A 13,425-nucleotide genomic window follows, 5' to 3' on the forward strand; every position below is an offset into this window, starting at 1 on the left:
TATGTGTTAATGGGAACTTTGATTTAATGTACTGAATTTAAAAGATTAAATTGCCATTAATTATCGTTTTATATTGCTTTATTTAGAGTGGAAAGTTCAATTCTACCTAGAGGTAGGCAATATGAGATGGAATGGTGGTCAATCTAAATCTTTGAATTAGGAGCTATTTACCAAAGTTATCAGTCTTGAATATTTACTGGAAACGTTTTCATGATTTCGAGTTTGATCACAGAAACTCTGGGCTTAATAATTATGATACGGGGTAATTAAACGCGTTAAGGTTAAAAAAATGACGAATAAATCCCTAATTGATATTACCGGTCAACACTCGCAACTGATTGTAGAACTTGGCGATTTTGCCGAAATTCTTCATTGGGGAGCTCCCGTTCGTGGTGATTTAGCTAGCTTCCGTGTTTCTCTTGAAAGACCGGTTCCATACGGCCGCCTTGATAATGATGTTGCTATGTCTCTGAGCCCAGAGCTCGGGCGCGGTGTTTTCAGCAGTCCGGCATTAGAAGGGCACCGAGACGGATTGGACTGGGCGCCTGTTTTCTCTATTACGGATGTTCAACAAACACCATCTAGCCTAATCATTGAGAGTGAAGATATACGTGCAGGCTTACGTTTAACAACCGAGTTATGCCTCGATAAACATGATGTTGTGAAATCTCGTCACACCTTAACCAACGTTAAAGCCGGCCTTTATCAGGTGAACCGTCTCGCCAATACTTTGCCATTACCAGCAAGAGCTAATGAGTTGATGACGTACTACGGCCGCTGGGTACATGAGTTCCAAACGGTGCGTCAACCCTTACAGCAAGGGGGCTATCAGCAAGAAAATCGTCGCGGAAGAACGTCTCATGAACATTATCCAGCGATGGTTGTCGGTACCGCTAACTTTAATGAAATGGCAGGTGATGTGTGGGGGATTCACTTCGCTTGGAGTGGTAACCACAGACTGCGCGCGGATGTAAAAGCAGACGGTCGTCGCTACGTGCAAGCGGAAGTTATTTATCTACCGGGTGAGATTACATTGGATGAAGGTGAAAGCTTAACGACACCTTGGTTATATGCCAGTTTCAGTTCGGAAGGCTTAAATGGAATGAGCCATCAGTTCCACTCCCATGTGCGTTGTTCCATCTTGCCGGAGTCTTTCGCACAAAAGCCTCGACCTATCCATCTTAATACTTGGGAAGGCATCTATTTTGACCATGATCCTGATTATATTATGTCGATGGCTAGCCAAGCCGCGGATATGGGAGTAGAGCGTTTTATCATTGACGATGGCTGGTTCAAAGGGCGCTGCGGAGACAAGGCTGCGCTAGGGGATTGGTTCTTAGATGAAGAAAAATACCCAAATGGTTTAGATCCGATAGTTGAGCACGTTAATCAGTTGGGTATGGAGTTTGGATTGTGGTTCGAACCTGAGATGATCAATAAGGATTCTGACTTATACCGAGCCCATCCAGACTGGTTGCTTGCGGTTGACGGCTATGACCAACCAACGGGTCGTAATCAATATGTTATCGATCTTCAGAATCAACAAGCATTCGACTTTTTGTTTGAGCGTCTTGACCACTTCTTAAGTCAGTACAACATTGCTTACATTAAGTGGGATATGAACCGAGAAGTTGTACAACCTGCGCATCTAGGCAGGGCTGCGGCTCATCAACAAACCGCTCGTTATTATGAGTTGGTCGATAAAGTCCGAGAGAAGCACCCAATGGTTGATATTGAATCGTGTGCGGCTGGTGGTGGTCGTATCGATTTTGAGGTTCTTAAGCGTACGCAACGTTTTTGGGCGTCTGATAACAATGACGCGCTGGAAAGACAAACGATTCAGCGTGGGATGAGTTACTTCTTCCCCCCTGAGGTAATGGGAAGCCATATTGGTGCGAGCCACTGCCACAGCACTCGTCGTCGTCATAGTATTGAGTTTCGTGGTCTAACAGCACTGTTTGGTCATATGGGGATTGAATTAGATCCTGTGAAAGAAGTGCAAGAAGAGAAGCAGGGCTTTGAACACTACATCAAGCTACATAAGATGCTGCGCCCGTTACTGCATAGCGGGAGAACTTGGCGAGTTCCAACGGACGATAGTGCCCATCAAATCCATGCGGTCGTCTCCGAAGATGTGTCAGAAGCTGTGGTGATGATTGCACAGCTTGCGATGCCAACCAATTCATTGAGTGGTCATTTGCGTATACCTGGGCTAGATCCACAAAGTTTATACAAGGTATCTGTGATTGATAAACCGTCAAATTACGATGATATTGTGAATTATCAACCGCCATGGACAGAGTCTTGCTGTGAATTATCAGGTGCTTGGTGTGCCGAGGTGGGGCTGACGATGCCAATACTTGACGCAGAAACAGCGATGCTGATTAAGTTTGAACGTATCGAGTAAGTTTTAGCATAGGCTTTATATTTGATGAACCGCGTAGGTGAAATTACGCGGTTTTTTATTGCCTTTAATAAGCCGTCATGAACTATCAAATCAATTTGATGTGCCCGTATAGATTGGAGAACTGTAGGTATTCCCAGCGTGATACTGTACTTATGTAATCGTTCTCATGCGTTACTTCACACAATGAACTGTTTTGAGCACTTTAATTAGCGATATTCTCTATCAATTCGAGGGTTTTATTGTTCGATCTCTCACTTTGGACATTTGGCTGAAAACGTTTCCATGGGGTGGTTGTTGATCACAGTATCTGTTCGTTGGAATGGTTACATTAGCATCGGACTTGATACTTGAGTGTTTTAAGAAGCGACCACAGAGTGGCTCTAAAACAGAACTTGAGTGGATAAATTATTATAAATAAAAGGTAAGCGTTTCAACGTCTGTTAGGAGATGAAGTTACGCGCCTGAAGGAAATACTATGTCTGATCAAATTACTCTACAAACCAAATTATCGTATGGACTTGGGGCTTTAGGTAAAGACTTTGCCTGTGCTCCAATCTACATCTTCTTGATGTTTTACTTCACCGATGTTGCTGGGCTGTCAGCGGCATTTGTGGGTACTATCTTTTTGGCCGCGCGCATTGTCGACGCGGTGACCGACCCAATGATGGGCGTTATCGTTGATAACACACGCTCTAAGTTTGGTAAATTCCGTCCTTGGATAGTGATTGGAACCCTGTTAAATGCTGTAGTGCTTGTTGGTCTTTTTAGTACGCATATGTTTGAAGGCACTACGTTATACATTTATGCAGCGGCTGCTTATATTCTGTGGGGCCTTACGTACACTATTATGGACATTCCATATTGGTCTTTGATTCCTGCACTATCGAGCTCTCGTCAAGAACGTGAAAAGCTGGTTGTTTGGCCACGATTATTTGCTAGCTTGGCGTGGTTTATTACGGGTACTTACGGGCTACATATTGTCGGTAAACTGGGTGACGGCGACCAAGGACAAGGTTTCTTCAACGTTGCTATGTTGATTGCTGTGCTGTTCGTGATGAGTGCATTCTTGATTGCTCGCAACGTAAAAGAAAAATCGGCACCAGCAAATGCGAAACCAGCTGAGCGTTTCAGCTTTAAAGATGTAATGGTTATCATTGGTAAGAATGACCAACTAAAAGCACTTATTGGTACCGTATTGTCGTTCCAAATAGCAAACTTGTTGGTGGGTGGTTTTGCGATTTACTACTTCTCTTACGCTTTAGGCAACGCTGACTTGTTCCCCGTTTATATGATGGTGGCAGGTATCGCTGAAGTTGCAGGCGTATTCTTGTTCCCTCGTATTGCATCAGTGTTACCACGCAAACACCTATGGGTTATCGCTTGTGGCTTCCCAGTGCTGTCTTGTACCACTCTACTTATCATGGGCTTTATCGCTCCAGGTAACGCGATTCTAATCGGTATCGCAGGTGCTGCTATCAAGTTTGGTGTGGGTATCGCTAACGCACTGCAAACTGTAATGCTTGCCGATGTTGTTGATTACGGTGAACACAAAACGGGTCGTCGCAGTGAGAGTGTTATCTTCTCTGTTCAAACGATGCTTGTTAAGTTTGCAGGCGCGGCTGGTGGTTTTATTGTTGGTATGGGCTTGTCTGTGGTGGGTTATGTACCAAACGTGGAACAGTCTGACAGCACTATCATGGGACTGCAGTTTATGATGGTAGGTTTACCAGCGATTCTAATGACGGTAAGTGCTCTTGTTTATAAGCGCTACTACCACCTGCATGAAGGATTTGATCAAGACCAAGCCGGTAAAGAGACTCAGACAAATGTTGTTACAGCAGAAGCATAACCGCTAAACGACGTCTAATCTAGAATAAAGCTCAGTTTAGTCACTAAGCCCAAACGCCTCCTTGTGAGGCGTTTTTTTATGGATGTGAGTTAATCAAAGCTGTGCCTGTAGGGCTTTTGTTTCGACTAAAACGCAAAAAGCCGCATCGAGTGATGCGGCTTCTTTAAATTTGGCCCCCTTGTCGAGACTTGAACGCGGGCGGCTAGGTTTGTGACATTAACTTGGAACAAGTTAGTCGCAATTATATACGAAAAAAGCCCAATCTTTCGATTGAGCTTTTTTCTGAATTTGGCTCCCCTTGCAAGACTTGAACTTGCGACATACGGATTAACAGTCCGCCGTTCTACCAACTGAACTAAAGGGGAATTGCTTGTTAGCGACGCGAATTCTAATAATTGTCCGGATTTCTGTCAATAAAAAATATCAGAAAAAAGTAAGATAAAAAACTTTACTTTCTTGAACACCTTATAGGATTTAGCTTTGCTTTAGTTATCCACCAAAATTGTGGATAAGTGTGTGTGTGAAACTTTAACAACAATAATCGGGATAAATCGAAAAATGTAAAAACCTTATCTAACGTAATGTATTTAAAAGATTTATAGCAAAATGTCGCAATTGTATAACTTTTGTAGATTATAAAATGAACAGTAAAACAAGCGGTATTTTTAGGTTTTTTGGGGAAAAGTAGTGGATTAAAATTCGAGTAATTTAGCTGGGGAAACTTTGCAGGGCACGGATAATACCAAGTTCTAAAAATAAAAGCTATAACTGATCTCTGATCTTAAGATGCATTTCTCTAGATAATTGTTGCAACGACACTCCTCCTAGAGTGACAATGACCTGATTAAAAAAACAGTATGGAAATGGCGACCTATGAGTAAACTCTTTGACTTGGTATCGGACTACAGCCCGTCCGGTGATCAGCCGACAGCGATAACCAAATTACTAGACGGATTAGATTCTGGTTTGGCACATCAAACTCTACTAGGGGTAACTGGCTCAGGTAAAACCTTTACCCTTGCCAACGTCATTTCCCAATCTCAAAGACCTGCGATTCTGTTAGCGCCTAACAAGACATTGGCGGCTCAACTTTACGGTGAGATGAAATCTTTCTTTCCAAACAATGCCGTTGAGTATTTCGTTTCTTACTACGATTACTACCAACCTGAAGCCTACGTTCCAACCACGGACACGTTCATCGAGAAAGATGCGTCTGTGAACGCTCATATCGAACAAATGAGGCTTTCGGCAACCAAAGCCTTATTAGAACGAAAAGACGCCATCATTGTGGCTTCTGTGTCGGCTATCTACGGTCTGGGTGATCCTAAGTCTTATTTGAAGATGATGCTTCATTTGAGTCGTGGCGAGGTGATGGATCAGCGAGACATCCTGCGTCGATTGGCTGAGCTGCAATATTCAAGAAACGATGTCGCCTTTGAACGTGGTCAGTTCCGTGTTCGTGGTGAGGTGATTGATATCTTTCCGGCTGAATCTGACCAAGATGCGGTTCGAATTGAGATGTTCGATGACGAAGTGGACTGCATTAGTATTTTTGATCCTCTGACTGGTGCGGTGAAACAAAGAGACTTGCCGCGCTTTACGGTTTATCCAAAAACTCACTATGTAACGCCAAGAGAAAAAATCCTTGAGGCGATTGAGAACATCAAGGACGAACTGCGCGATCGTGCTCAATACTTAAAAGACAACAATAAGCTTTTGGAAGAGCAGCGTATCTCTCAAAGAACTCAGTTTGATATTGAGATGATGACTGAGCTTGGCTTCTGTTCCGGTATCGAAAACTATTCACGATACTTGAGCGGCCGTGCGGAAGGGGAAGCGCCGCCAACGTTATTTGACTACCTGCCTGATGATGGTTTGCTGATCATCGATGAGTCACACGTGACTGTGCCGCAAATTGGTGCGATGTATAAAGGTGACCGTTCTCGTAAAGAAACCTTGGTCGAGTTTGGTTTTAGACTGCCTTCTGCATTGGATAACCGTCCAATGAAGTTTGAAGAATTTGAGTCTATAGCCCCACAAACGATTTTTGTGTCGGCAACACCAGGTAATTACGAGATTGAAAAATCAGATGGCGAGATTGCTGATCAAGTGGTACGTCCTACTGGTCTGTTAGACCCAATCATCGAAGTAAGACCTGTCGCGACGCAGGTGGATGACTTGTTGTCTGAAATCAGAATCCGTTCAGCGAAAGAAGAGCGTGTTTTGGTTACCACGTTGACCAAGAGAATGGCAGAAGACTTAACCGAATACCTAAGTGAGCACGGCGTTAAAGTGCGTTACTTGCACTCGGATATCGATACCGTTGAGCGTGTAGAGATCATCCGAGACCTACGTTTGGGCAAGTTCGATGTGTTAGTGGGCATTAACTTACTTCGTGAAGGTTTGGATATGCCTGAAGTGTCGCTGGTGGCGATTCTTGATGCAGATAAAGAGGGCTTCTTGCGTTCTGAGCGTTCTCTGATTCAAACCATTGGTCGTGCTGCTCGTAACTTGGAAGGTAGAGCGATCCTTTATGGTGATTCGATTACTAAGTCGATGAGAAAAGCGATTGATGAAACCGATCGTCGTCGCGAGAAACAGCAAGCCTACAACGAAGAGCAAGGCATCACTCCGCAAGCGTTGAAACGCAATATCAAAGACATTATGGAACTGGGTGATCTAACCAAGTCGAAGCAGCAGCGCCAATCGAAACAAGTTCCACTATCTAAGGTGGCAGAGCCTTCTGAAAGTTATGCAGTACTTACGCCGCAACAGCTTGATAAAGAGATCAGCAAGCTAGAATCTGCGATGTATCAGCATGCTCAGAATCTGGAATTTGAATTGGCCGCACAGAAGCGTGATGAAATTGATCAGTTAAGAAAGCAGTTTATTACCAACAGCTAATCTCACTTTTCGCTCGAGAATTGATCCCCCTCAACACAAGAATTGAGAGTGTTTCAGACAAAAAAACAGCCAGTAGTAAATGTTCTACTGGCTTACGTTTGTGAACAATCGGTCCACTAACAACGTCAGTTGGCTAGGTGACCCGAAGGTCATTTATACCGTTGCATCGTTCGTGCCAGATAGATAAAACATTGATTGTTTGAAGCAAGTAAAAAAACACACTACAAATACTGTGGCTAATTTGCATAATGCAAAGCGGAATGCGACTATAATAAGAAATGCAAATTATAAATGGCTAGGATATGCAATCAAAAACGCTAGATAACAAATCGAAGTATTTGTTGATGGTAGAGGATACCGCTTCGGTAGCAGCTTTATATCGCTCGTATCTTACACCGCTCGAAATTGATATCAACATTGTCGGCACTGGCCGCGATGCAATCGAGAGTTTGAATCATCGAATCCCAGACCTTATTTTATTAGATCTACGTCTGCCTGATATGACGGGTATGGACGTACTATTTGCTGTAAAACAAAAATACCCTGAAGTTCCAGTTATCTTCATGACGGCTCACGGCTCTATCGATACCGCTGTAGAAGCGATGCGTCATGGCTCTCAAGATTTCCTTATCAAACCGTGTGAAGCCGACCGACTCCGTATTACGGTGAATAATGCGATCCGCAAAGCCACCAAACTTAAAAATAGCTCGGAACACCCGGGAAACCAGAACTACCAAGGTTTTATCGGCAGCAGCCAAACCATGCAGCAGGTTTACCGAACTATCGATTCTGCTGCATCGAGTAAGGCGAGCATTTTCATTACTGGTGAAAGTGGTACCGGTAAAGAGGTATGTGCAGAAGCCATTCATGCGGCGAGTAAGCGTGGCGATAAGCCGTTCATCGCGATTAACTGTGCCGCTATCCCTAAAGACCTGATTGAAAGTGAGCTGTTTGGCCACGTTAAAGGTGCCTTTACCGGTGCTGCGACCGATCGCCAAGGTGCTGCTGAGCTTGCTGATGGTGGAACACTGTTCCTTGATGAACTGTGCGAAATGGACTTAGAGCTGCAAACCAAGCTGCTGCGCTTTATCCAAACCGGTACTTTCCAAAAAGTCGGCTCTTCGAAGATGAAGAGTGTCGACGTTCGTTTTGTGTGTGCGACCAACCGTGACCCTTGGAAAGAAGTACAAGAAGGTCGTTTTAGAGAAGATTTATACTATCGTTTATACGTGATTCCATTGCACTTGCCGCCATTGCGTGAGCGTGGTGAAGATGTCATCGAGATCGCGTATTCTCTGCTAGGCTATATGTCGGTCGAGGAGGGGAAGGCGTTTGTACGTTTTGCTCAGGAAGTACTTGATCGCTTTAATCAATATGAGTGGCCGGGTAACGTTCGTCAGCTACAAAACGTGTTGCGGAACGTGGTGGTTTTGAATAACGGCAAAGAGATTACTCTCAACATGCTTCCACCACCGTTGAACCAACCGATTGAAAACAGTCTGCGATTGAAAGAGAAGCAGAATGAAGACATCACGGTAAAAGATATTTTCCCATTGTGGATCACTGAGAAAACGGCTATCGAGCAGGCCATTAAAGCGTGTGATGGCAACATCCCTCGTGCGGCAGGTTTCTTAGATGTCAGTCCATCGACGATATACCGTAAGTTGCAAACGTGGAATGCGAAGCAGTAATCAACAAACAATAAGAAAATAATAATGACGAAAGTATTAAATCAGCAAAAAGTTGATGAGCTTGCCGGCGAAATAGGCCAAGAGAATGTCCCGGTTTTACTGGAAATCTTTTTAGGTGAGTTGAAAGGCTACTACGAACACCTAGAGATAAATAAAGAGTCGGATACCTCTAAGTACTTGGCTGATATCAGTCATGCGCTTAAGAGCAGCGCAGCAAGCTTTGGTGCGGATTCTTTGTGTAGTTTTGCGATTAGCTTAGACGCAAAAGTGAAGCAAGCGTTGCCTGTAACCGAGATTGATTTTCAAGATATGCAAGACCTCCTGTTATCGACGTACACTGAATATCAGCAGTTGATGACGGACCTTTAAAACAGCGAGTTATTACTGAGATTAAAAAAGGAGCAGCATGCTCCTTTTTTGTTGTTTGTCGCTTGAACCTATGGCTACGCCAACTGGGCTTCAATGGCTTGTTGAAGCTTCACACGGTCGTGTCGCCAATCTCGGTTTGCCGATGCAAGATCTGTGGTCACACAATTCCATTGCACTTCTAGTTCCGGGTGAGGTTCATTGCCTAACACGATGTCTATTTTCCTTGCCTTACAGGTACGTTCACACCACTCCAATTGCTCTTGAAGCGTCATTTTCCCTGCGGGACCGTGCTCTGGTGAAAGGTTTTCAACGAAGATAACTTTTGCCTTGGTGTTCTCAGAGATTGCTTTGCCAATCTCTGGAAGGAGAAGAGGGGGCATCACACTGGTTAAAAAGCTTCCAGGGCCAAGGACAATGCAGTCTGCTTGCTCAACGGCAGCAACGGCTTCTTTGGTTGCTGGCACTTCTGGAGACAAGTCCATCATGCGCAGCTTTTCCGTCATGTCATCAACGTTGGTTTCGCCGGTAACCCAGCGGCCGTCCATTGATAGAGCCGTGAGGTCTGAAGGATGCTCAGTCATCGGCACGATATTGACATCGACCTTGAGCATATTTCGAATCAGGTTAATTGCTTCCAATGGGCGAACGGAAAGGTTGTCTAACGCCGTCAGCATTAGGTTACCCAAGTTATGACCGTCTAGCTCACCTTGACCACGAAAGCGGTATTCGAACATCATCGAACTGATTGAAGGCTCTGTGATTAATTGGTTGATACAGTTGCGTGTATCTCCCCATGCGATGCCACCTTGGCAATCTCTAATACGTCCGGTGGAACCGCCGTTATCTGTCGTTGCAACAATGCCAGTTGCGTTGTTACCAAAGTCTTTTAATGCAGCTAACATGCGACCTAAGCCATGGCCACCGCCGATTGCTACGACTTTCTTTGAAGAGTAAATATTCATTTATTGTTCTTGTTAGGTTATTACCAACTATAATTTAGGTTAAATGCTTCTCGCTATATACTCAACAAGAGTTATTTTGAGCGTTTGATACGTTTTTTTTGCCGATGTGACCCGTTTTTTACCATCAGAGCTAGATTCACGTACAAATATTAAGTATTTTATTACTCAGCTACTGCGCGTGTGAATATAACGCTCAGTTGCCATAACTCCGAGCTCTCGCATGCTAAGTCGCACAGTGGTATTTGCTGTACCGATACGCATCAAGAGCCAGTGACATGTTGTCACAAGGGCTTAATTGGAAATGATTATGCCTCCCGTGTTTGGAAAGGTGTTCCGTGGCGCAACAATTCGAAGATAGATTCCATCGCAAGTTTTATTACTTGCGCTTGTCGGTTACAGACGTCTGTAACTTTAAATGTACTTACTGCTTACCAGATGGTTACAAACCGTCAGGGCAAAAAAACTCGTCTTTTTTAAGTGTTCCCGAGATCAAACGCGTTGTTAAAGCGTTTGCAGATTGTGGTACCTCAAAGATCCGCATTACAGGCGGAGAGCCGAGTCTGCGTAAAGACTTTCCTGAAATCATACATACCGTTGCTTCTACTCCAGGCATCGAAAAAGTAGCCACCACAACGAATGGCTACCGCATGGAGAAACAAGTAGGGCAATGGCGTGATGCTGGTTTAACCCATATAAACGTGAGCGTGGATAGTTTAGATTCGCGCATGTTCCATCAGATCACTGGTGAGAATAAGTTTACTGAGGTTATGCGAGGCATTGATAAAGCGTTTGAGGTTGGCTTTGAACAAGTCAAAGTCAACGTCGTATTAATGAAAGACCTCAATAGTCAGGAATTACCAGCCTTCCTTAATTGGATCAAAGACAAACCTATTCAATTACGTTTTATCGAGCTGATGAAAACCGGCGAGATGGACGAGTTGTTCGATAAACATCATGTGTCTGGCGTTGCGATTCGCAACCAGCTTATTGCTAATGGTTGGCTGTTAAAAGTCAAAGCCGTTAACGATGGCCCGGCGCAAGTGTTTGTCCACCCAGACTACAAGGGTGAAATCGGTTTGATCATGCCTTACGAGAAAGACTTTTGTGAGAGTTGTAACCGACTGCGCGTTTCTGCGACCGGTAAACTTCACTTATGTCTGTTTGGCGACCATGGTGTTGAACTGAGAGATCTGATTCAAGAAGATCAACAAGAGCAAGAACTCATTGATCGAATTCAGGCTCAGCTTCAAACCAAGTCCGTTAGCCACTTCTTACACGATGGCAACAGCGGCATGACTCCAAACTTGGCGTCAATCGGCGGTTAACCCGCTACACACTCTAAAGCATTTTATCGCTCAGCTTCTTCAGGCTGGGCGAATCAGTCTAATGAAAAATTTATATAGGTGAACAAATGGGTCACGCAGAAAGCAAATTCCAAGCAGCAAACATCGCAGTACTAACGGTTTCAGATACTCGTACAGAAGAAAACGACACTTCAGGCGGTTACCTAGCAGAGCATGCTAAAGAAGCGGGTCACAACGTTGTTGATAAGCAAATCGTTATTGACGACATGTACAAGATCCGTGCGATCGTATCTAAGTGGATCGCTGATGAAAGCGTACAAGCGATCATGATCACTGGCGGTACGGGCTTCACTTCTCGCGACAGCACGCCTGAAGCGCTTAAGCCACTGTTCGACAAAGAAGTAGAAGGCTTTGGTGAGCTATTCCGTCAAGTATCTTACGAAGAGATCGGTACTTCGACAATTCAATCTCGTGCGATTGCGGGTTTTGCTAACCACACGGTTATCTTTGCGATGCCAGGTTCTACAGGCGCTTGCCGCACCGGTTGGACTAAGATCATCAAGCAACAGATGGATGCTAGCCACCGTCCTTGTAACTTCATGCCACACCTTTCTGTATAAGGCGGTTTGAGTATGAGCCAATTTACACACATTAACGCGTCTGGCGAAGCAAACATGGTCGATGTATCGGCTAAAGCTGAGACAGTACGCGAAGCGAGAGCGGAAGCATTCGTTCAAATGTCTGCTGAAACGCTAGAGCTGATTGTTTCTGGTAGCCACCATAAAGGTGATGTTTTCGCAACGGCACGTATCGCAGGTATTCAAGCGGCTAAGAAGACGTGGGATCTGATTCCACTGTGTCACCCTCTGCTATTAACTAAAGTAGAAGTGCAGCTTGAAGCTATCGAGTCTGAAAACAAGGTTCGCATCGAATCTGTTTGTAAACTTGCTGGTAAGACAGGCGTAGAAATGGAAGCGCTAACGGCTGCTTCTGTGGCTGCGTTAACGATTTACGATATGTGTAAAGCTGTTCAGAAAGACATTGTTATCGAAAACGTGCGCCTGCTAGAGAAGACAGGTGGTAAATCTGGTCACTTTAAGGTGGAGTCATGATTACAGTACTTTTCTTTGCTCAAACTCGTGAACTTGTTGGTGTGGACAGCGTTGAAGTTGATGCACAATTTAAGACGATTGAAGCGATTCGTAGTCATCTTGTGACACAAGAAGGCAAATGGGATATCGCATTGGAAGAGGGGAAGCTTCTGGCTGCACTTAACCAATCAATCGTACCTCTGACAGCTGAAGTGAAAGACGGCGACGAAGTGGCTTTCTTCCCACCAGTGACTGGAGGCTAAGCATGGATCCAAGAGTATTAGTGACAGCTGAGGACTTCTCGGTAGGCGACGAATACGACTACTTGGCTCAAGGTACAGCTGCCGGAGCGATTGTGACGTTCGTTGGTAAAGTTCGCGACATGAACCTTGGCGACAATGTGATTGGTTTGTCTCTGGAGCACTATCCGGGTATGACAGAAAAATCACTGAGCGAGATCTGTGACCAAGCTGAGGCTCGCTGGCCTATTCAGAAGATGCGTGTTATCCACCGTGTAGGTGACTTAGATATCGGCGACCAGATTGTTTACGTTGGTGTATCCAGTGCACACCGTGGTGCTGCATTTGAAGCCTGTGAATTCGTTATGGACTTCCTGAAAACCAAGGCTCCCTTTTGGAAAAAGGAACGCACGACCGAAACGACGCGTTGGGTTGATTCTCGTGATTCAGACACGAAAGCAGCGGAACGCTGGGAGAAGTAATTTCTCTTAAAGTGATGTTGCTTCAGCATTTACTCATTTGTATATGAGACAGTCAAAAACCGACCACTTAGGTCGGTTTTTTTGTACCTGCTATAAATCTATTTATAGATAATCATTGATTTGACAA

Annotated in this window: 11 protein-coding genes, 1 tRNA gene and 1 riboswitch; of the genes, 10 read left to right on the forward strand and 2 right to left on the reverse strand. The window is 44.5% G+C overall.

Annotation, left to right across the window (positions count from 1 at the left end; translation table 11 throughout):
* Positions 1 to 289 precede the first annotated feature (289 nt).
* Positions 290 to 2,407, forward strand: a complete 2,118-nt coding sequence (locus AB4329_RS05360) for an alpha-galactosidase (RefSeq protein WP_102321133.1) — start codon at positions 290 to 292, stop codon at positions 2,405 to 2,407.
* Positions 2,408 to 2,882: 475 nt separating this feature from the next.
* Positions 2,883 to 4,256: a melibiose:sodium transporter MelB gene (melB, locus tag AB4329_RS05365; protein ID WP_102394332.1), complete on the forward strand. Its 1,374-nt coding sequence runs from the start codon at positions 2,883 to 2,885 to the stop codon at positions 4,254 to 4,256.
* A 289-nt stretch (positions 4,257 to 4,545) separates the two neighbouring features.
* On the opposite strand, the gene AB4329_RS05370 is transcribed toward melB, so the two are convergent.
* A tRNA-Asn gene (locus AB4329_RS05370) sits at positions 4,546 to 4,621 on the reverse strand.
* 508 nt (positions 4,622 to 5,129) lie between these two features.
* Here AB4329_RS05370 and uvrB point away from each other — a divergent pair.
* The 3 genes from uvrB (at position 5,130) to luxU (ending at position 9,220) form a co-directional block, all read left to right on the forward strand.
* Positions 5,130 to 7,160 carry an excinuclease ABC subunit UvrB gene (gene uvrB / locus AB4329_RS05375; protein ID WP_171732075.1) on the forward strand — a complete coding sequence of 677 codons (2,031 nt, stop codon included), beginning with the start codon at positions 5,130 to 5,132 and terminating at the stop codon, positions 7,158 to 7,160.
* Positions 7,161 to 7,462: 302 nt separating this feature from the next.
* Entirely contained in the window at positions 7,463 to 8,851 is a 1,389-nt protein-coding gene (luxO, locus tag AB4329_RS05380; RefSeq protein ID WP_004734031.1) for a quorum-sensing sigma-54 dependent transcriptional regulator LuxO, read from the forward strand.
* Between the two features lie 24 nt (positions 8,852 to 8,875).
* Positions 8,876 to 9,220 carry a quorum-sensing phosphorelay protein LuxU gene (gene luxU / locus AB4329_RS05385; protein ID WP_017062179.1) on the forward strand — a complete coding sequence of 115 codons (345 nt, stop codon included), beginning with the start codon at positions 8,876 to 8,878 and terminating at the stop codon, positions 9,218 to 9,220.
* 74 nt (positions 9,221 to 9,294) lie between these two features.
* On the opposite strand, the gene AB4329_RS05390 is transcribed toward luxU, so the two are convergent.
* Entirely contained in the window at positions 9,295 to 10,182 is an 888-nt protein-coding gene (locus AB4329_RS05390; RefSeq protein WP_017062178.1) for a YvcK family protein, read from the reverse strand.
* Positions 10,183 to 10,376: 194 nt separating this feature from the next.
* A riboswitch (molybdenum cofactor riboswitch) is annotated at positions 10,377 to 10,529 on the forward strand.
* On the opposite strand from AB4329_RS05390, the gene moaA reads away from it, so the two are divergent.
* The 5 genes from moaA to moaE all read left to right on the forward strand — a co-directional run bounded on the left by moaA (position 10,518) and on the right by moaE (position 13,298).
* On the forward strand, positions 10,518 to 11,507 hold the full coding sequence (moaA, locus tag AB4329_RS05395) for a GTP 3',8-cyclase MoaA (RefSeq protein ID WP_009848642.1): 990 nt from the start codon (positions 10,518 to 10,520) through the stop codon (positions 11,505 to 11,507). (Overlaps the previous riboswitch by 12 nt.)
* An 86-nt stretch (positions 11,508 to 11,593) precedes the next feature.
* The gene (gene moaB / locus AB4329_RS05400; RefSeq protein ID WP_004734027.1) at positions 11,594 to 12,106 is read left to right on the forward strand and encodes a molybdenum cofactor biosynthesis protein B; all 513 of its coding nucleotides are present in this window, start codon (positions 11,594 to 11,596) and stop codon (positions 12,104 to 12,106) included.
* 12 nt (positions 12,107 to 12,118) lie between these two features.
* A complete protein-coding gene (gene moaC, locus AB4329_RS05405; RefSeq protein ID WP_004734026.1) occupies positions 12,119 to 12,598 on the forward strand; it encodes a cyclic pyranopterin monophosphate synthase MoaC in 480 nt (159 codons plus the stop codon).
* A complete protein-coding gene (gene moaD, locus AB4329_RS05410; RefSeq protein WP_017063465.1) occupies positions 12,595 to 12,840 on the forward strand; it encodes a molybdopterin synthase sulfur carrier subunit in 246 nt (81 codons plus the stop codon). The genes moaC and moaD overlap by 4 nt, the downstream gene beginning before the upstream one ends.
* Positions 12,841 to 12,842: 2 nt before the next feature.
* The gene (gene moaE / locus AB4329_RS05415; RefSeq protein ID WP_017062176.1) at positions 12,843 to 13,298 is read left to right on the forward strand and encodes a molybdopterin synthase catalytic subunit MoaE; all 456 of its coding nucleotides are present in this window, start codon (positions 12,843 to 12,845) and stop codon (positions 13,296 to 13,298) included.
* The last annotated feature ends 127 nt before the right edge of the window (positions 13,299 to 13,425 follow it).

Source organism: Vibrio sp. 10N.261.54.A5 (assembly GCF_041471145.1).
Taxonomy (GTDB): Bacteria; Pseudomonadota; Gammaproteobacteria; order Enterobacterales; family Vibrionaceae; genus Vibrio; species Vibrio crassostreae_C.

Coding starts and splice junctions, on each gene's coding strand:
- moaE (WP_017062176.1), top strand. CDS start 12,843: ATGGATCCAAGAGTATTAGTGACAGCTGAGGACTTCTCGGTAGGCGAC.
- moaD (WP_017063465.1), top strand. CDS start 12,595: ATGATTACAGTACTTTTCTTTGCTCAAACTCGTGAACTTGTTGGTGTG.
- moaC (WP_004734026.1), top strand. CDS start 12,119: ATGAGCCAATTTACACACATTAACGCGTCTGGCGAAGCAAACATGGTC.
- AB4329_RS05390 (WP_017062178.1), bottom strand. CDS start 10,182: ATGAATATTTACTCTTCAAAGAAAGTCGTAGCAATCGGCGGTGGCCAT.
- melB (WP_102394332.1), top strand. CDS start 2,883: ATGTCTGATCAAATTACTCTACAAACCAAATTATCGTATGGACTTGGG.
- moaB (WP_004734027.1), top strand. CDS start 11,594: ATGGGTCACGCAGAAAGCAAATTCCAAGCAGCAAACATCGCAGTACTA.
- luxU (WP_017062179.1), top strand. CDS start 8,876: ATGACGAAAGTATTAAATCAGCAAAAAGTTGATGAGCTTGCCGGCGAA.
- AB4329_RS05360 (WP_102321133.1), top strand. CDS start 290: ATGACGAATAAATCCCTAATTGATATTACCGGTCAACACTCGCAACTG.
- uvrB (WP_171732075.1), top strand. CDS start 5,130: ATGAGTAAACTCTTTGACTTGGTATCGGACTACAGCCCGTCCGGTGAT.
- luxO (WP_004734031.1), top strand. CDS start 7,463: ATGCAATCAAAAACGCTAGATAACAAATCGAAGTATTTGTTGATGGTA.